This is a genomic window from Gordonia sp. UCD-TK1 (genome assembly GCF_001691435.1).
In the GTDB taxonomy this organism is placed as follows: domain Bacteria; phylum Actinomycetota; class Actinomycetes; order Mycobacteriales; family Mycobacteriaceae; genus Gordonia; species Gordonia hongkongensis.
On record NZ_LZMP01000006.1, the window covers coordinates 179,317 to 196,976 of the forward strand.

Here is a 17,660-nt window from a genome sequence, read left to right on the forward strand (position 1 = left end):
ATCAGACCACCTCCTTCCTTGTGTACCCGCGAACGTACGCCCGATTCGGGGGGGGCCGCAACGGATTAAGGCGGTCAGGGAGTCGGCACCGGCGCCACGGACGGGCCGGGAGCCGGGGACGGCGCACCGGAGGGTGCCGAGCTCGGGCCGGGCAGCGGCTTCGCGTCGGGCGGCAATGACTCGACGACCTCGATCTTCGATCGGAACGTGTCGTCGGTGATCACCTCGATCGAGKTGATCACCCAGCGGTCGCCCTCACGTTTCATGTCGAAGGTCAGCCGCGACGGATTGATGCTCACGAGCTCCTTGTTGCCGCGGGTCACCGACTGGTTCATGAAGATCAGGACCTGCGAGGTGTCCTGGGTGTTGGTCACCACACCCGCGTCCTGGATCGTCACCTCGGACACCACCGACTGCTTGCGCACCTCGGCGGCGAGATTGTTGTCGGTGATCAGCTTCGTGTACTCCGGCTTCGCCGGCCCGGTGAGCACACTCATCGACTGGTCGATGTGCTCGGTGACGTTCTCGGCGTTGTACCCGAACATCGTCGTCGCGTAGTCCCGGGCCGCCGCCAGCGACGATGCGCGAGCGTCCTCGACCCCGCGGCCCTGGGTGAAGCAAAAGCCGAGAAATGCGGTCACGGCGATCGCGGCGACCAGCACCACGCCGAGTGCGATCAGACCCAGGCGCCCCTTGCGCAGGGCGAATCGAGATCCGGTCGACTTCGGCGCGGGCTCGGATCGGGGCGCGGACTCGGAGCGGGCCGACATCACGCCACCCACTCGAAGTCGGTCATCTTGAGGTCGCCGTTGATCCGCGTCATGTCCACCCGCCAGCGGAACACCTTCTCCTGTGACGGCACCTCGCCGTCGAGCGATCGCTGATGCCAGCCGAACACCATGATGACCGAGCCTTCGTCAGGTTCGGCCTTGGTCACCGCGGACGAAAGGATGAGCGAGCGGGTCTCGAGCTTGCCGTCCCGGACAAGGGCCGCCACCTGCTGGATGTTGTTCTCGACCTCTTGCTTGACCTTGCCGCTCGTGTCCTCCTGGACCGACGTCAGCGTCTGGTCGACGGTGTCGGGATTCATGCTGGTCAGGTTCACGAGAACCTGCGAAGCGAACGCGGAATACTCGGCCCGCAGGTCGTCGGTCCGGTCCTGACGCGCGATGCCGAGCGCGAACACCACCGATGCGATGGCGCACACGACGATGACCACAAGCGCCACGACAACGCCCACGACGGCGCGCGGTGAGCGACGCCCCGACCCGCGATACCTGATGCCGCGCTTGCGTTTCGGCGTGCCCGTGGACGCCGACGCCGCGGCCGTCCGGGCACGCCGGCGCTCCCGATAACTCACCGTCTTCTCGACCTCGGACGGGTCGGGCGCGATCTCCGCGGCGACGGACTCGGAATCCGGCGCGGTGTCAGCCGCCGGGGACGCCGTCGACGTCGCGTCCTGCGTCGGTTCCGCGGATGTCGGTGAGGCGCTGTCGACGTCTTCCGCCGCGGTGCCGGGCTCGTCGACCGGCGGCACCGGTGCGGCCGGCTTCGACGGCTTCTTGCCCGCCGGACGTCCACGCCGGATCGGCGCCGACCGCACGGGCCGCTTCGTGTTCCGGCGATCGCCCGAACCCGCACGATCCGCGCCGCTGCGATTCGGGGACGTCGTGCCGGGACCGTCCGGCGTCACGGGGTGACCGTCCCGCTGATCATCGTCTGCCATGTACTGCTCTGTTCCTGCTCATCACTGCCGGCCCCGGCGTTGTAGGTCTTCCCGTCGGGCCCGATGAAGTCACCCGAGTCCGGGTCGTAGGTCGTCGCATACACCGCGGGCTCCGCGTCGAAGTCCTTCGGTGTGCCGGGTGTCACGGTACCGGAGGACGCCGGCTGCCATTTCAGGCCGAACGGCAGCCCACTCTGGAACGGGTCGACCGAGCCCGGTTTCGGTACGTAGCCTGTGGCACACTCTGCGGGGGTGGGTGCGCGACGGCCCGGAAACTCCGCGCACGGATAGTTACGCGCACCGCGGACGGCGATGTTGGAGTTCTGCGGCACCCGGCACAGCATTCCCGGCGGGAGCTCCCGGGCGGTCTGCACCGACGGCCAACGCCAGTCCTCCTTGGGGAGGAAACCGATGTTGCACGGCGGCCGGTCCTGGAAACCGAGCGAGAAGTTCACGTTCGGACCGAACCGGTTGGTGCCGGTGTTCACGGCCGTGATCAACGAACTGACCAGTCGCGGATAGAGAACGAGCACCTGCTTCCAGTTCGGCAGGTACACCACCTGGGTCTTGGCGATCGTACCGAGGTTCGACACGAGCAACGGGTATGAGGCACCGAGGGATTCGAAGAGTTCCTGACTCTTCGACGCGGTCGACGGCCCCTTGCGCAGGATGTCGCCGATCTCGGGCCGGTTCGCCCGCAACTGATCGGTGAACGCGGTGACGTTTCTTGTCCAGGAACGGATGTCGTCGGCCGTACGTGACTGGGTTGCCAGCAGTGGTGCGCCCTGTTCGACGAGTTGGATTGTCGTGTCGGTGTTCTTGTTCGCCTCGTCGACGAACAGCACCATCGAGTCCAGCAGGCGCTGCAACGCCTCCCCGGTGCCGTTGAACGCGATGAACGCCTCGTCCATCAGCGACCGCAAACGGGTGTCACCGATCTCGGCCAGCAGGCGGTCGGCCTGGTCGAGCATCGCCGAGATCTCCACCGGGACCTCGTCGGTCGACACCGTCGCGCCGTCCTGCAGGTATTCGCCGGACTCGCCCGCCTCGGGATCCGGCGTGAACTCGACGAACTGCTCACCGATCGCGGAGACGCTGCGCACCGACGCGGTCGACGAAGCCGGGATCTCCGCGCTGTTCTCGATCGTCAGCACCGCTTCGACGCCGGTGTCGGTCAGCTGCACGGAGTCGACCTTGCCGACGTACACGCCGCGGTAGCTGACGTTCGCGTTCTGGTACAGCCCACCGCTGGTGGGCAGCAGCAGCTGCACCTGGTAACTGCCGACCCCGAACATCGACGGGATGCGGATGTAGAACAGCGCCATCACCACCATCGCGACCACGGTCACGATGGCGAAGATCATCAGCTGCATCCGGACGAATCTCGTGATCTTCATCAGCGGCCACCTCCCGCGGCCGGGACTGCCGCCGGCGTGGTCGGCGAGACCCGCGGGACCATGTTCGCCGGAATCGGTTCGGCCGAGTCGGGCACGCGTTCGCCGCCCGGTTGCAGGGGCGCGATGAACGGGTTCAGTCCGCGCGCGGCGGCGCCTGCGGGCCGTCCGAAGACGCCCTCGGGGCCGGTGACGCCGAGGCTGGCGAACATGCTCTTGCTCAGTCGTTCGACGGTGAGGTCGAGCACCAGATCGGAGTTCACGTAGTCACCCTTGACGATCTGTCGGATCGTCGGCTCGTAGAACGGGAAGGTCAGCAGGATGTTCAGCGATTGAGTCATCGCGGGACCCGCGGCCTGGAGCTGATCGAGGGCCGGTTCGATCCCCTCCACGATCGTCACGATGTCCTCGGAGTTGGCGTCGAGGATGTCGTTGGCGGTCTTCGACAGCGTCGCGACCGAACCGAGAGTGTCGAGGAACTGCTGACGCTGGTCGACGAGCAACTGCAGGATCTGCGGGGCGTCGGCGAGCGCCCGCTCGATGGTGCCCTTCTGCTCGTTCATGGTGCGCGACAACCGGTCGAGTCCCTCGGTCGCGCGGATGATGTTGCCCTTCTGCGCATCCAGATCGGCGACGAGGGTGTTCAACCGCGGGATGAGCTCCTTGATCTGCTCCTCGCGTCCGCCGAAGACGTCGCTCATCTCGTGCACGATGTCGCCGATCTGCGACAACCCACCGCCGTTGAGGACCACCGACAGCGAACTCAGCACCTGCTCGGTACTGGGGTAGGTACACGCCGACACCTGTTGTGCCGCATTGATGTCGGGCACCGCGGGCACCGACGGGTCGGTCACGATGTTGGACTGCTCGGGACACTTGGTCAGGGGGATCTGGTCGCCGGGTTCGAGCCGGCCGCCCTCGGGCTCGGCCGGTTGCACGATCTCGAGGTGCGTCGAACCCAGCACACTGGTCAGCCCGACCATGACATGCGAACCGCGCGGGACGATCACCCCGTCGTTGAGCCGCATCGTGACGAGCGCGTTCCAGTCCTGGACCTCGATGTCGCCGATGCTGCCGACCGTCGCGTCGTCGATGAGCACCGGCGCGTTGTTGACCAGTCCGGCCGCCGACGGGATGACCGCGGTGATCTCGTAGGATTCACCGCCGGTACCTTCGGCTCCAGGGACCGGGAGCGAGTTGGGGCCGTCGAAGGAACATCCGGCGAGGACGAGCGCGAGGCTCGCCGCGCCCACGATGAGCGAACCACGGGGTCGTACCGATCTCATCGCTCACCCCCGAACGGCACCAGCAGATCCTCGAGCGGGCTGCCCCGGTTGTCACGACGGGTCTCGTTGTCGAGCCGGGTGACCCCGGCATTCGCACGAGCCCGGACGCTCGCGTTCTGGTACTCGAGCTGGCTCGGCGTGGCGTTGCGACCCTGCACCGGATTGGTCAGGAACGGTGGGTAGTTCATCGAGATCGACGACAGGACCGGAGCCAGGATCTCCACACACTTGTCGACATCCGCCATCGTCGATCCCGGCCGCTTGGTGGATTCCATGGTTCCGCACAACAGAGTGATGAGATTTGTTCCCATCCCCAAACCGAAGACACCCGACAGGGATCCCGAAAGCGGGTTGTAGATGTTGTAGAAGTTCGCGAGCTGGTTGGGCGCCGAATGCAACACGCCACGCACCTGTTCGTCCTTGTCCGCCACGATCTTCGTACTCGCGGCCAGACGCTCCACCGATGACGACAGCGCCGTCTGATTGGTGTCGATGAAGGTCTGCACATCGGTCATCGCCGCGTCGAGACCTTTGAGCGCCTCATCGAGCTCGGTCGTGTTGTCCGCGAGCACGGAACTGACCGAGGCGATCCGGCCGTTGAACTGCACGAGTTGCTCGTGGCTTCCCGACAATGCATCGGTGAGTTTCTGCAGGCTCTGGATGGTGGCGAACAGGTCGCCGCTGCCGGCTGCGAGGGTGCCGATCACGTCGGACACCTCCCGGATCGACGCGTTGATCGCCTCGCCGTTGCCCTCGAGATTCTCGTCGAAGACGTTCACCGCCTTGGCCGCCGAGCCCGGATCGGCCCCTTGCGGACCGATGGCCTCGGTGAGTCGGGTGAGCTGGGCCTTGATGTCGTCCCACTCCATCGGCACCGCGGTGCGGTCCATCGGGATGTCGGCGCCGTCGGACATCTCCGGCCCACCGGAGTAGACCGGCGTCAGCTGTACGAACCGACCGGAGACCAGGCTCTGCGCGACGATGACGGCCTTCGCGTCCTGCGGGATGTCGACGCTCTTGTCCACGCGCAGTTCGACTTTCACGTCGTTCTCGCGCGGGGTGATCGCGGAGACGCTACCCACGTTCACACCGAGCACCCGGACCGGGTCCCCCTTGTACAGACTGGCGACCCCGGCGAAGTAGGCGGTGAACGTATTCGTCGTCGACTTGGTGAACACCTTCCAGCCCACGAGGACCAGGGCGACCGCGAGAATCACGGCGAGTACCCCGAAGAGCACCTTGCGTCCGATGGACATACTTCCGACGGTCATGTCACCTCCCCCTCGTGGTCGGCGCGGGCGTGGGATAGGTCGGGCTGGGCAGTGGTCCGCGCGGCGTATCGCTACCCGCTGGAGGTCCCAGGCTCCAGCCCTGTGGAAGCAGCGGGTTGCCCGTGTACATCAGCGACTGCCACAGCTGCGGGTACCGACCGCGCAGGGCGTTGAGGAACACCGCGGTGTAGTCGCCGAAGGTGTTCACGCCGACGAGGGAATCGAAGTTCGGGCCCGACGCCACTGCTTCGCCGAGGGTGTTCGCGAACGGTCCGAGACGGTCGATCGTCTCCTTCAGCTCTTTCTCGTTGTCGGTGAGGATCGTCGCGACGCGGTCGAACTTCTGCAGCACGGGCGTCAGCTGCGCGTTGTTCTCGGCGATGAAGCCCCGCAGCTGAGCGGTGACGTCACCGATCCCCTTGATCAGCTGGTTGAGCGCGTAGCGCCGCATCTCGATCTCCCCGACGAGCGCGTTGGCGTCGATGAGCAACCGGTTGATCTGTTCGTTGCGGTCGCCGACGATCTTGCTCACCTGGTTGGCCTTGGCGAGCAGCGCCCGCAGTTCCTTGTCGCGGTCGGCGACCGCTTTCGACAGCCGCGCAACACCGTTGACCGCCCCCTGGACCTGATCCGGTGTCTCGGAGAACGTGATCGTCAGCGTGTTGAGCGCCTCGTTGAGCTGGTCGGTGTCGGTGTCGGCGACGGTGTCGGTCGCTCCTTCGAGTGCGTCCTGCAGCGAATACGGCGAGATCGTGTTGCCGACCGGGATCGAGCCACCGGGCTTGATCCGGTCGCCTCCGTGCGGGATGACCGTGAGATTGCGTCGGCCCAGGACGGTCTCGGTCCGGATCGCGGCCTGGGAGTCCGACCCCATCTCGACGGTGTCGTCCATGCGGAACCCGACCTTGACCTTGGTCCCGGCGTCGGTACCGGCCAATTCGATCGACTCGACCGTGCCCACCTGGACCCCGGACACGGACACGATGTCGCCCTTGGCGAGTCCGCCGGCGTCGTCGAAATAGGCACTGTAGGTGCTGATCGGCGAGAGATAGGGCAACTTGTCCATCTGCATGGCGGTGATCACCACCAGACCGATCACGACGATGCCGATGACGCCGACCTGGGCGCGGCTGCGCTGCCCGCGCTTCACCTCGCGGGCGACGTCGGCCTCGTCGGATTCGGATCTGCGGCTCGAGAACAGGCCCCCGAACGGAAGACTCATGAGCCGTCACACCTTCCGCCGGCCGTCGTGGTATTGCCCATCACGTTGTTCGACGTGTACAGGATCGTCTGGCCACCGGGCGCCGGCAGCATCAGCCGGATGCGGCAGAAGTAGAGTTGAAGCCACGCGCCGTAGGAGCCCAGGTTCGACAACGTCTTGTAGTCCTCGGGGAGTCGTGAGATCAGGTTGCGGACAAAGGGTTCCGCGGCCAGCAGCTCCTCCGAGACCCGACCGGTGTTGGTCACCATCGACTGCAGGGTCGGGCGGGTCGTCCCCAGCAGGTCGGCGAGACCGTTGGTGACACGGGAGGTCTGGGTCAGCGCGTTGCCGATGGTGCCCTTCTGCTCGGCGAGCCCGGTCACCAGTTGTTGCAGGAGGTCGACGCTGGTGTCGAGGCCCTCGCGGTCGCCGTCGAGCGTGGCGAGGGTCGTGTTGAGGTTGTCGATGACGTCGCCGATCAGTTCGTCGCGGTCGGCGAGCGTGTTGGTGAACGACGAGGTGTTCTCCAGCAGCGTGTTCAACGCGCCGCCCTGTCCCTGGAACACCGCGATCAGCGAGCTGGTCAGCGCATTGGCCTCGTCGGCGTCCAGAGTCCGGAACAGCGGTTTGAAGCCACCGACGAGCTTGTCGAGATCGAGCGCGGGCTCGGTCTGGGCGACCGGGATCTGGGCGCCGTCGGCGAGGAAGGTGGAGGTGTCGCCGGTCCCCTGCTGCAGCTCGAGATACCGGTCGCCGGTGAGGTTCTCGTATCGGATCAGCGCGCGGACCGATTCCGGCAGCGGATACTGCTGGTCGACGCTGAAGGTGATGACGGCGTCGTTGTCACGGTTCAGTTCGACGCCACCGACGGACCCGACCTCGACGCCGGCGATCTTGACCTTGCTGCCCGACTGCATCGCCGAGGCGCTCGTGAAGACGGCGCTGTACTCGTTCGACGCCCCGGAGCGGTATCGGCTGAAGACGACCACCAGCGCCACGAACACCAGGACCATCACCACCGTGAAGGCGCCCAGCTTGATCAGGGTCGCGCGGAACGCGCGGGCGCGATTATCCACGGGGGGGCTCTCCGAACAGGATCTGGAACAGCTTCTGTGAGTTCGCCTTCGGCTTGGTTCTGGGTTGATAGGGCTGCGGCGCATTGTTTCCGACGTAGAACGGCGCGTGCACCTTGGTCGCCGGATCACCCAGCCCGCCCTGGCACGTCGGCGGGCCCTCTACCCCGACACGGGGCAGGTCGTACGGATATTGATACGGATCCTTGCCGGGGAGGATGCTCGCGTCGAGCATCAGCATGCCGTTGCGCTCACCGAGGAACGGTGCCGCGACCTCCGACGCGACCGCACTCGCGGTCAGGAAGCACTTGATCCCGGGCGCGTTGTAACCGAGCAGCGCGGCAATGGGATCGAGGTCGGACAGCGCACCGATGAGCGTGTTCTTCGACGGCGCGATGACCCCGTTGATGGTGTTCGCCATCCCGGTGGCATTGATGAGCAGGGCGTCGAGGTTGGACGTGTTGTCCACCAACGTGTTCCCGACGACGGTGAAGTTGTCGACGGTGCGCAGCAGATCCGGCATCGAGTCCGCGTACACGTTGGTGACGGTCGCACCTTCCCGGAACAGCCGGTTCAGCGCGGGCAGATGGGGATTGGTCTTGCCGAGCAGTGCGGTCAGCTGCTCGAGGGCGACGCCGATCTCCTCACCCTGCCCCTGCAGCGCGGTGTCGATCGCACCGAGCGTCGCGTTGAGCTTCTCCGGCTGCAGCTGTGCGAGCACCGAGACGAGCTGCTGGTACACGGTGTTCAGTTCGACGACGACGCGGTCGGCGGGGATCTCGGCACCCGCGGTCAGCGTGCCCTCCGGCTCGCCGGGCACCACGAAGTTGACGGCCTTGGCGCCGAAGATGGTGTTCGACTTGATGTCGGCGGCCACATTGGCGGGGATCTTCGCCATATCACCGTCGGCGATGTCGAGGGTGAGGATCGCGTCGCCCCCGCGCTCGGTGATCTCCGCGACGCGCCCCACCTCGACGCCGCGCAGCTTGACCTTGGCGTCGGGGTTCATCACCAGGCCGGCCCGGGGAGCCACGAGGGTGACCTGCTGGGTTCCCTGGAAAGCACCGAGGAACGACGCGCTGGCCCCGATGATCAGGGCCAGCAGCACCGCGACCATGACCACCGCCGCCGTCCGGCGGGTCGCCCGTGAACGCTCTTGTCTCCTGCTCATCGCTCAGCCCGCCAGGTTGAACTTGCCGTCGGCGCCATAGATGGCGAGGGAGGTCAGAAGTGTGATCACGACCACAACAACGAGCGATGCGCGGACCGCGTTCCCGACAGCGACACCGACGCCGACCGGCCCGCCCGAGGCGTTGTAGCCGTAGTACGTGTGGATCAGCATGACGGCGACCGCCATACAGATCGCCTGCACGAACGACCACAGGATGTCCGACGGGATGAGGAACGTGTCGAAGTAGTGGTCGTACACGCCGGGCGACTGTCCGTAGAGGAACACCGTCGCCGAGCGGCTCGCGAGGAACGACGCCAGTGACGCCAGCGCGTAGAGCGGGATGATCGCGATCAGCCCGGCGATGATGCGCGTGGACACCAGGTACGGGATGGACGAGATCGCCATCGTCTCGAGCGCGTCGATCTCCTCCGAGACGCGCATGGCACCGAGCTGCGCGGTCGCGCCCGCACCGATGGTCGCGGCGAGGGCGATACCGGAGATCACCGGGACGGCGATGCGCACATTGATGAACGCCGAGAAGAAGCCGGTGAGGGCCTCGACGCCGATGTTGGCCAGCGAGCTGTAACCCTGGACGGCGATCGTGCCGCCGGTGAAGAGGGTCAGGAACCCGACGACCACGACGGTGCCGCCGATCATCGCCAGCGCGCCGGTGCCCATGGAGATCTCGGCGATGAGCCGCAGGGTCTCCTTTTTGTAGTGCTTGATCGCGCGCGGGATGGAGACGACGCTGTCCCAGTAGAACAGCGCCTGATCGCCGATCTGATCCCAGTCCTCGCCGGCGCGCTTGACCGCGACCCGCGCGGTCCGGAACCGGGTGGTGAACGGAAGTACCATCGCTCAGCCCGCCGTTGCCTTGAGACCGACCGCGGTGACCACGACGTTGACGACGAACAGCGCCATGAACGAGTACACGACGGTCTCGTTGACGGCATCGCCGACGCCCTTCGCGCCACCCTTGACGTTGAGGCCCTGATAACAGCCCACCATTCCGGCGAAGAGGCCGAACAGTGCTGCCTTGACCATCGAGATCATCAACTCGCCGAATCCGGTGAGGAGGGTCAGGTTGGCCACGAACGCACCGGGATTCACGTCCTGGAGATAGACGGAGAAGATGAACCCGCCGCCGATGCCGATCGTGCAGACGAGGCTGTTCAGCAGCAGCGCCACCCCGGTGGAGGCCACGATCCGCGGCACCACCAGACGATGGATCGGGTTGATGCCGAGAACCTTCATCGCGTCGATCTCTTCGCGGATGGTCCGGGCGCCGAGGTCGGCGCAGATCGCGGTGGCGCCGGCACCGGCGACGATCAGCACGGTGACGATCGGGCCGATCTGGGTGACGGTGCCGAGAGCGGCGCCCGCGCCGGACAGGTCCTGCGCGCCGATCTCGCGCAACAGGATGTTCAGGGTGAAGCTGACGAGAACCGTGAACGGGATGGCGACCAGGAGGGTGGGCACCATCGACACGCGGGCGATCGCCCAGGACTGTTCGACGGTCTCCCGCCACTGGAACGGACGGTGGAACAGCTCGCGCGCCGACTCGACGCCGAGCGCCACGAAATCACCGATTCCACTCAGGGGTGTGGCCAGTTTGCTCAGCATCGCCCAACCCCCTTCACCCTCGCACCATCGCGAAACCTATCACGCACAATCGAGCTGAATTGGTCAGTTGACCAGAGCGCTGGCCGAGAATGTGCGTCCCGGATCACGGTCGGCGAAGTACTCGGTCGGTGGGTGCGTCGCCGAAGACGGCGGCGGTCATCGCGGTCCGCGCCCGCGGGCAGATCGCGTTGGCGCGCACGCCGTATCGCTTGAGGGCACGCGAGGCCGACAGCGTGAGTGCGGTGATACCCGCCTTCGCGGCGCCGTAGTTGGCCTGCCCTTCGGGACCCAGCAGCCCGGCCTCCGAAGCGGTGTTGATGATCCGGCCGTACACCGGGCCGCCCGCCTCCTTGGAGGCCGCGCGCCAGTGGGCCGCCGCATTGCGGGTGAGCAGGAAGTGTCCGCGCAGGTGTACGCGGATCACCAGGTCCCACTCGTCGTCGGTCATGTTGAACAGCATCTTGTCGCGCACCACGCCGGCGTTGTTCAGGACGATGTCGAGCGAGCCGAGCTGGTCGGTCGCCGTCGTCATGATGGCGGCGGCGGTGGCCGAGTCGCCGATGTCGCCGGGCACCGCGACCGCGCGGCCGCCGGCGGCGGTGATCGTGTCGATCACGTCGCTCTGATCGAGCGCCGCGGGGAGGTCGTTCACGACGACCGTGGCCCCCTCGGCCGCCAATCCGATGGCCTCCGCGCGACCGAGACCAGCACCTGCACCGGTGACGACCGCGACGCGACCGTCCAACGTGTAACCCACCCGATTTCCTCCTGAGCTAAAACTAGAACCTGTTCTAGCATGATTCGCGGATGGATGGAACAGATCGGCGTTTTCGCTCGGGTCAGTCCTCGACGACGGTCAGCGCCGACTTCGGACAGTTGGCGGCGACCTGACGCAGTTCCTCGACACGGTCCGCGGGGATGTCTTCTTGGAGAATCACCAGGTAGTCGTTGTCATCCAGATCGAAGAAGTCCGGAGCCATCCCCACGCAGATGGCGTTGGACTCGCAGAGGTCGAAATCTGCCTTGATACGCATCGGAACCGTCTCCTCGTCGATGGGTCACCTGTTGACTGGGCTGTGAGAACAGGTTAGAACGTGTTTCAGAAGTGCACGAGCACTTCGTCTGTCAACTTGACCATAAGCCGGGACCGGACGCTAGCCGATCCACCCCTTGGAGTGTCGATGCGCATCGCCTATACCGACCAACAAGCCGAGCTCCGAAGGGAACTCCGCGACTACTTCTCCGGCCTCATGACCGAGGAACGTCGTGCCGCCCTGTCCGGCGGCGACGGTGAACTCGGCGAGGGCGACGCGTACCGCGACGTCGTCGCGCAGATGGGCGCCGACGGCTGGCTCGCCCTGGGCTGGCCCACCGAGTTCGGTGGCCAGAACCGATCGATGATGGACCAGCTGATCTTCACCGACGAGGCGGCGATCGCGGGTGCTCCCGTCCCGTTCCTCACCATCAACTCGGTGGCGCCGACGATCATGAACTACGGGTCAGACGAGCAGAAGGCGTACTTCCTCCCCCGGATCGCGGCGGGCAAACTGCACTTCTCCATCGGGTACTCCGAACCGGGTGCCGGCACCGACCTCGCCGCACTGCGGACCACCGCGGTCCGCGACGGCGACGACTACGTCATCAACGGCCAGAAGATGTGGACCAGTCTGGTCGCCTACGCCGACTACATCTGGTTGGCCTGCCGCACCGATCCGTCGACGCTGGAACCGGGCGGCAAGAAGCACAAGGGCATCTCGATGCTCATCGTGCCCACCACCGCCGAGGGCTTCAGTTACACGCCGGTGCACACCATGTCGGGGGTGGACACCAGCGCGACCTACTACCAGGACGTCCGGGTCCCCACGTCGTCGATCGTCGGCGAGGAGGGCGGCGGGTGGCCGCTGGTCACCAACCAGCTCAACCACGAGCGGGTCGCGCTCTGCAGCGCGGCGCCGATCCAGACCGCCCTGCGCGAGACGATCGCGTGGGCTCAGCAGACCAAGACCGGTGACGGTCATCGGGTGATCGACGCCCCATGGGTGCAGCAGAACCTGGCCCGCGTCCACGCCAAGGTCGAGTTCCTCAAGCTGATCAACTGGAAGATCGCCTCGGTCGCGAGTTCCGGCGGATCGCCGAGCCCGGCGGACGCCTCCGCGACGAAGGTCTACGGCACGGAGTTCGCCACCGAGGCCTACCGACTTCTCATGGAGGTCGTCGGACCGGCCGCGACGCTGCGAACCGGAAGCACCGGCGCGCACCTGAACGGTCGCCTGGAGCGGTTCCAGCGCACGTCGCTGATCCTAACCTTCGGCGGCGGCACCAACGAGATCCAGCGGGACATCATCGCGATGCTCGCGCTCGGCCTCCCGCACCAGCGCAGATAGCCCCGACCGCTGGGTGAGTAGCCCCGAGCGAGCGCAGCGAGCACCCGCCCCACCCGCTGGTTGAGTAGCCCCGAGCGAGCGCAGCGAGCACGCGGCGTATCGAAACCACCACCGCACCCCGAACCTGGAGACCCACCATGGACTTCTCGCTTTCCGAATCCGGCGCCGACGTCCGCGGGCTGGCCCGCGACATCGCGTCGTCGATCAGCACCCCCGAGCGGGTCGCCGAACTGGAGACGGCTCGTGCCGCGCTCGACGCGGACCTGTGGCGCGAACTCGGCGGCGCCGGACTCCTGGGCCTCGAGTTGTCCTCCGAGACCGCCGGGGATGCCGGCGGCGACCTCGGGGTCGTCGAGAATGCGCTCGTGGCCACCGAACTCGGCCGCGTGCTGGCCCGCGTGCCGTTCGGTCCGCACGCGATCGCCGCCCTTCCGGTGATCGCCACGCACGGCTCGTCGGCACTCCGGGAGCGGATCCTGGGGTCCGGGGCCACCGGCGACGCGGTGCTCACGGTCGCGGTCGAGGAGGACCTGGCCACCGACTTCACCTCGCCCGCAACCACCTTCTCGTCCGACGGCGGCCTGACCGGCGTGAAGGTCGACGTCCCCTACGCCGAGGCCGCGGACATGTTCGTGGTCACCGCGTCCGGACCCGACGGTGTCGTCGCGGTGGTCGTGGCCGCCGATGCCCCGGGCGTCGTCGTCACCCCGACCCCCGCCACCGGGCTGATCCCGTCGGCGCAGGTCGAATTCGACGGCACACCGGTGTCCGACGACGCCGTTCTCGACGGAGGCGCCGACACGGCCGCGACGCTCATCGCGCGTGCGACCCTGGCCTGCTGCGCCGAACAGACCGGCATCGTCGAACGCGGCCTCGAGCTCACCGCCGAGTACGCCCGCGAGCGCGAACAATTCGGCCGCGCCATCGGGTCGTTCCAGGCGGTCGCCCAACGTCTCGCCGACGGGTACATCGATGCCCAGGGGTTGGCACTCACGACGACGCAGGCGGCCTGGTTGCTCGACCATTCGACCGGCCACACCCCGGAACTGCAGAATGCGGTCGCCACCGCCAAGTTCTGGGCCGCCGAGGCCGGGCACCGGGTGGCGCACACGGCCGTGCATGTGCACGGTGGTGTCGGCCTCGACACCAGTCACCCGGTCCATCGTTACTTCTTGCGCGCCAAGCACAACGAGTTCGCATTCGGCTCCGCGACCGCCTCGGTGCGGGCCATCGGAGCCGAACTGGCCGCCACGCCGGCGTGAGCCGACCGGTCGCGGCGACGCACGCCTCGACGGTCGCCGATCTGCTCGCTCCGCTGATCGAGATCGACGACCGCGGGGTCTGGTTCGAAGGCGAATTTCGCACCTGGACCGATCATCTCGTCGATGCGGCGCTGCTGGCCGGGGTGTTGCGCGGCCGGTTGTCGGATGACCGCCCGCGTCACGTGGGCGTGCTGCTGGCGAATACGCCGGTGTTCAGCGCGCTCTTCGCCGCGGCGGCACGTCACGGATTCGTGCTGGTGGGCCTGAACACCACCCGGCGTGGCGACGCGCTCGCCGCCGACATCGCCCGTGCCGAATGCCAGATCGTGCTGTGCGGCGACGACACCCGGCATCTGCTGGACGGCCTCGACCTGGGCGGAACCCGCGTTGTCGATGTCGATTCGCCCGAATGGGCGGCCGCGGTGATCGCGGGTAAGCCGGCACCCCTTGCCGACGCGGCGCCGGACGACCTGCTGATGCTGATCTTCACGTCGGGGACGACCGGCGACCCGAAGGCCGTGCGATGTACGCACCGGACCTTCGCGACCAGCGGTCCGATGCTGGCCGAGCGCTTCGATATCGGGCCGGACGATGTCGCGTATCTCTCGATGCCGATGTTCCATTCGAACGCGATGATCGCCGGGTGGTGCGTCGCGGTGGCGGGCGGGGCGTCGATCGCGTTGCGGCGCAGCTTCTCCGCGCGTGGGTTCGTCGAGGACGTCCACCGGTACGGCGTGACATATGCCAACTACGTAGGCAAACCGATGCACTACATCCTCGCGACCGATCCGCGCCCCGACGACGCCGCGAGTCMGCTGCGGATCATGTACGGCAACGAGGCATCCGCCCGCGACCGCCTCCGGTTCTCCGAACGCTTCGGCTGCCGGGTGATCGACGGATTCGGATCCACCGAGGGCGGCGTGGCCATCACGCGCACCCCTGACACCCCAGATGATGCCCTGGGCCCACTGCGCGAACCGACCGCGGTCGTCGACGTCGACACCGCCGAGCCCGTTCCGGCCGGCGTGGTCGGTGAGATCGTGAACCTCTCGGGGCCCGGTCTTTTCGCCGGCTACCACAACGATCCCGACGCCACCGCCGAGCGCATGCGTGGCGGGATCTACCACACCGGCGACCTCGCCTGGGTCGACGACGCCGGTTACCTGCACTTCGCCGGACGTCTCGGCGACTGGCTGCGCGTCGACGGCGAGAACATCGGCACCGGCCCCATCGAACGAATCCTGCTGCGCCACCCGGCGATCCGGCAGGTCGCCGTGCACGGCGTGCCGGTGGAGATCGGGGACGAGATCGAGGCGGTCCTGGTCTCCGACGGACTCGCCGCCGACGATTTCAGCCAGTTCCTCTCCGCGCAGGACGATCTCGGCCCGAAACAGTGGCCGCACCGGGTGCGGCTCGTCGACGAACTCCCCGAGACCGCGACCTTCAAGACCGTCAAGCGGCTCCTGGCCTCCGATGCCACCCCGCCGACGTGGGTTCGGGACGGTCGGGTCTACCGCGCCGCGACGTAAACGCCCTCCCGCGATCCGTATGACGTTGTGCCCGGTTTCCGGGTTCAGCGTCATACGGATTTAGGCGTACTTGTGGATACTGTTCACTGTTCGCGATGGCTACGCATTACGTTGGCAACGCGCGGCCACTGCGGCGTTCCCGCCACCACCGGTCGATCGGTTCGAGTGAGAGGTGCCTGAGTCCTTGATGTCCGCGACCGAGAAGTCAGCCGAGTCGACCCCTCACGCAAGCCAAACCGCGTTCGTGGCGCAGACCGTCGTGACGGTCCTTCTGATGGTCACGATGTTCGCGGCACCGGCTGTACCTGGTCTGTGGTCAGCGACCATCTCTCGTGTACTCGTCGCAGTTGCTGCCCTCACGACGTCGTTCGTTCTCTACTTCTTCAGCAACTCGGCGTGGGGATGGGCGGCCGTGATCGCGGTAGCCACGTGTGTCAGTGGCACCGTGTTGATGCTGCTGGAGGCCTGACACGTGGATACTCGGTTCTTCGGTCCGGTAACACCCTTCGCCACGATTGCCGCGGCGGCGACATCCCTTCTTGCATATGCGCTCTTGTGGGGACTAGGGCTCGTACTCGGCGTTCTACTGTTCTTGTTCAGCGCCGTCGGAACGTACGCCCACGGCATCACCAGGCAGGTGTGCACCGGCATCGCGATTGGCACGCTGGTGGTTTTGGGCGGTTTCGCGATCGCCGTGCTGTTCTTCGCCGACACGTGATGTGCGCGTCGCGACGGCCGCCTCGCGCCTGCCGGGCGGCGGGGAATGTGTCCATTGGAGGTGGATGTGCACTCCGGATGGGAGACTGACACCACCACGCCCGACGAGAGGCTCGAGACCATGACCGGTAAGTACCTGCTCCGCGCATTCGGTGCCGCACTCGGATGCGCAACCGCGGCAATCCTCTCCCCCACGATCGCGAACGCCGCACCGGACGACGTGACGATCACACCCTCGGTGTCGGGCAACTCGGTCACCGTGACCGTCACGAACCGGTCCACGGCGGTGATCGGGTGCAAGATGTTCGGGCTGCCGGCCGGGTCTGTGGCCGACAGCGACTCGCGACCACCCTTCGGATACGTCAACCCGGTCGACCCACGCGCACTGATCGCGCCGGGCGGCACACGCACCGTGGCGCTCGAGGTGTTCACCGACGAGGGCCCGAGCGGGTCCACCGTCCTGCCCGACGGGGCCTACGACCTGTACTGGGGGTGCACGACGGTGCCGGGGTTCGAAGGCGTCGAACAGTGGGGCACGCTGGGCCCGGCCGGAAAGCCGTCGACCGCGCGAACCACGCGGCTGACACTTCCCGCCGAAGTCGGCACCCTGATCGCACCGACCCCCATGCCGCCGGGGCCGTGCCCCGACGCGAGCTGCCTCCCGCCAGACGTCGCCGACATCGTCGACGACCTATGGGGCGAGTACACCTCGCCCTAGCCTGAGCCAAGCGGCGAGGCCGTTGCCGTCGGGGACACTCGCCCGGTCACCCAGTGGCTTCGACTCGGCTCCTCGCTCCGCTCGGTGCCGGCTCAACCAGCGGGGGGGGTGGCCGACCGCGCGGGCACCAGCCAGCCGGCTCAACCAGCGCGGGGTGGCCGCTGCCGCGGGATCAAGACGACTGGCGGCCTCGACGCAACGGTCGTGCCGACGCGTTGGTTCCGAAGACAGGTCGATTGGTGACCGATTGCCCGGCTGGTCCCGCATGTGGTCGGACTCACGTGGCGCCGACGGCCGACTTCCGG

At 67.0% G+C, this 17,660-nt stretch carries 17 protein-coding genes and 1 pseudogene; 6 read left to right on the plus strand and 12 right to left on the minus strand.

What is annotated here, in order from left to right:
* Positions 1-74: 74 nt before the first annotated feature.
* The 12 genes and pseudogenes from A9310_RS05685 to A9310_RS05740 form a co-directional block, all read right to left on the minus strand.
* Positions 75-770 carry a hypothetical protein gene (locus A9310_RS05685; protein WP_254661183.1) on the minus strand — a complete coding sequence of 232 codons (696 nt, stop codon included), beginning with the start codon at positions 768-770 and terminating at the stop codon, positions 75-77.
* Positions 770-1,693 carry a hypothetical protein gene (locus A9310_RS05690; RefSeq protein WP_065629746.1) on the minus strand — a complete coding sequence of 308 codons (924 nt, stop codon included), beginning with the start codon at positions 1,691-1,693 and terminating at the stop codon, positions 770-772. The genes A9310_RS05685 and A9310_RS05690 overlap by 1 nt, the downstream gene beginning before the upstream one ends.
* Positions 1,690-3,123: an MCE family protein gene (locus tag A9310_RS05695; RefSeq protein ID WP_058253545.1), complete on the minus strand. Its 1,434-nt coding sequence runs from the start codon at positions 3,121-3,123 to the stop codon at positions 1,690-1,692. The genes A9310_RS05690 and A9310_RS05695 overlap by 4 nt, the downstream gene beginning before the upstream one ends.
* The gene (locus A9310_RS05700; RefSeq protein ID WP_058253546.1) at positions 3,123-4,406 is read right to left on the minus strand and encodes an MCE family protein; all 1,284 of its coding nucleotides are present in this window, start codon (positions 4,404-4,406) and stop codon (positions 3,123-3,125) included. The genes A9310_RS05695 and A9310_RS05700 overlap by 1 nt, the downstream gene beginning before the upstream one ends.
* Positions 4,403-5,677, minus strand: coding sequence for an MCE family protein (locus A9310_RS05705; RefSeq protein ID WP_058253547.1), 1,275 nt, complete (start codon positions 5,675-5,677; stop codon positions 4,403-4,405). Before A9310_RS05705 ends, A9310_RS05700 begins: the two co-directional genes overlap by 4 nt.
* Before the next feature lies 1 nt (position 5,678).
* Positions 5,679-6,899, minus strand: coding sequence for an MCE family protein (locus tag A9310_RS05710; RefSeq protein ID WP_065629747.1), 1,221 nt, complete (start codon positions 6,897-6,899; stop codon positions 5,679-5,681).
* On the minus strand, positions 6,896-7,954 hold the full coding sequence (locus tag A9310_RS05715; RefSeq protein ID WP_065629748.1) for an MCE family protein: 1,059 nt from the start codon (positions 7,952-7,954) through the stop codon (positions 6,896-6,898). The genes A9310_RS05710 and A9310_RS05715 overlap by 4 nt, the downstream gene beginning before the upstream one ends.
* Positions 7,947-9,068: an MCE family protein gene (locus A9310_RS05720; RefSeq protein ID WP_065629792.1), complete on the minus strand. Its 1,122-nt coding sequence runs from the start codon at positions 9,066-9,068 to the stop codon at positions 7,947-7,949. Before A9310_RS05720 ends, A9310_RS05715 begins: the two co-directional genes overlap by 8 nt.
* A gap of 57 nt (positions 9,069-9,125) precedes the next feature.
* A complete protein-coding gene (locus A9310_RS05725) occupies positions 9,126-9,977 on the minus strand; it encodes an ABC transporter permease (protein WP_004022039.1) in 852 nt (283 codons plus the stop codon).
* Positions 9,978-9,980: 3 nt separating this feature from the next.
* A complete protein-coding gene (locus A9310_RS05730; RefSeq protein WP_065629749.1) occupies positions 9,981-10,745 on the minus strand; it encodes an ABC transporter permease in 765 nt (254 codons plus the stop codon).
* A 130-nt stretch (positions 10,746-10,875) separates the two neighbouring features.
* A pseudogene (locus A9310_RS05735) lies at positions 10,876-11,502 on the minus strand (SDR family NAD(P)-dependent oxidoreductase); the annotation flags it as partial.
* An 82-nt stretch (positions 11,503-11,584) separates the two neighbouring features.
* Positions 11,585-11,779 carry a ferredoxin gene (locus A9310_RS05740; protein WP_065629750.1) on the minus strand — a complete coding sequence of 65 codons (195 nt, stop codon included), beginning with the start codon at positions 11,777-11,779 and terminating at the stop codon, positions 11,585-11,587.
* Between the two features lie 147 nt (positions 11,780-11,926).
* On the opposite strand from A9310_RS05740, the gene A9310_RS05745 reads away from it, so the two are divergent.
* From A9310_RS05745 to A9310_RS05770, 6 genes are all read left to right on the plus strand, one after another.
* Positions 11,927-13,129 carry an acyl-CoA dehydrogenase family protein gene (locus A9310_RS05745; RefSeq protein ID WP_058253575.1) on the plus strand — a complete coding sequence of 401 codons (1,203 nt, stop codon included), beginning with the start codon at positions 11,927-11,929 and terminating at the stop codon, positions 13,127-13,129.
* Positions 13,130-13,266: 137 nt separating this feature from the next.
* Positions 13,267-14,391 (plus strand): acyl-CoA dehydrogenase family protein, encoded by a 1,125-nt coding sequence (locus tag A9310_RS05750; protein ID WP_065629751.1) that lies wholly within the window; start codon positions 13,267-13,269, stop codon positions 14,389-14,391.
* Entirely contained in the window at positions 14,388-15,920 is a 1,533-nt protein-coding gene (locus A9310_RS05755; protein ID WP_065629752.1) for a long-chain-fatty-acid--CoA ligase, read from the plus strand. Before A9310_RS05750 ends, A9310_RS05755 begins: the two co-directional genes overlap by 4 nt.
* A 244-nt stretch (positions 15,921-16,164) precedes the next feature.
* Positions 16,165-16,389, plus strand: coding sequence for a hypothetical protein (locus A9310_RS05760; protein WP_139104545.1), 225 nt, complete (start codon positions 16,165-16,167; stop codon positions 16,387-16,389).
* 3 nt (positions 16,390-16,392) lie between these two features.
* The gene (locus tag A9310_RS05765) at positions 16,393-16,638 is read left to right on the plus strand and encodes a hypothetical protein (protein ID WP_065629754.1); all 246 of its coding nucleotides are present in this window, start codon (positions 16,393-16,395) and stop codon (positions 16,636-16,638) included.
* A gap of 120 nt (positions 16,639-16,758) precedes the next feature.
* Positions 16,759-17,355, plus strand: a complete 597-nt coding sequence (locus A9310_RS05770; RefSeq protein ID WP_065629793.1) for a hypothetical protein — start codon at positions 16,759-16,761, stop codon at positions 17,353-17,355.
* Positions 17,356-17,660 lie beyond the last annotated feature (305 nt).